The organism is Vibrio sp. 10N.222.48.A3, from assembly GCF_041475345.1.
Taxonomy (GTDB): domain Bacteria; phylum Pseudomonadota; class Gammaproteobacteria; order Enterobacterales; family Vibrionaceae; genus Vibrio; species Vibrio tasmaniensis_A.
The window spans coordinates 1-836 of sequence record NZ_JBFRVX010000865.1 but is presented as its reverse complement, the minus strand read 5'-3'; the positions used below and the strand labels follow the sequence as shown (position 1 = coordinate 836).

At 45.9% G+C, this 836-nt stretch carries 2 protein-coding genes; both read right to left on the bottom strand.

The genetic code is table 11. The features are described from left to right. Window positions 1–353: heme exporter protein CcmB (ccmB, locus tag AB4653_RS21025; protein ID WP_372105244.1), on the bottom strand; the 353-nt coding region annotated here is incomplete at its 3' end. A 1-nt stretch (window position 354) separates the two neighbouring features. Continuing rightward, on the bottom strand, window positions 355–836 hold a 482-nt coding region (gene ccmA, locus AB4653_RS21020), incomplete at its 5' end, for a cytochrome c biogenesis heme-transporting ATPase CcmA (protein ID WP_372105242.1).

Genomic DNA, 836 nt, shown 5'->3' with positions numbered 1-836 from the left:
GCCAACAACGGACTGATCAATATTAATGGTAACCCTGTCAATAACCAGTGCGCTATGACCTTGGACAAGACTACCAACTGCAACGGGATGGGCATCAACATCATCTGCTCAAGCGCGCCATCTTGAAAATCATCACGAAACAAACGCTCTAAAGAGAGCAATGCAGAAAGCAAAGCCGCTACCCAAACAATACCTGCAGCAATACGTGCAAGTAGGTTTGGCTCAGGGCCGATACTCAATGGGAAAAGGGTGATGACAATAATAAAAAACCACAGAGGGTTAAAGATATCGGCTTGGCGACGAAATGCGATCAATAGCTCACGTCGGATGATCGTTGTCATTGAAGAGATCATATTACTCACCCAACTTTATTTTTCTTAGTTTCGGGCTATCAGCAAACATATCTTGGTGTGTGGTTAATAACACAATGCCACCGTTATCTGCATGCTGAGAAAAAAGAGACTCCAAAACCTTAACACCCTGCTTGTCTATTGCAGTCAGCGGTTCGTCTAGAATCCATAACATTTGCTTACTCAACCAAAGACGAGCCAATGCCACACGGCGCTGTTGCCCCGCTGAAAGTTGCCCTGCTGGTACGTCTTCTCTACCAGCAAGCCCCACTTGAGCCAATGCATTGTAAAGTTCTTCCTTACTCGTTCCACTGCTGTGAATCGATTGATAGAAGCTCAGATTTTCATAGGCACTGAGCTCGCGTTTCACGCCAGTTTGGTGACCAAGAAAAAGCAAATTTTGGTGATACATATCTCGGTTCGACTCAATAGATTCGCCATCCCAAGAGATAGTGCCGTCATCGCGGTCGCCTAGCCCGGTGATAA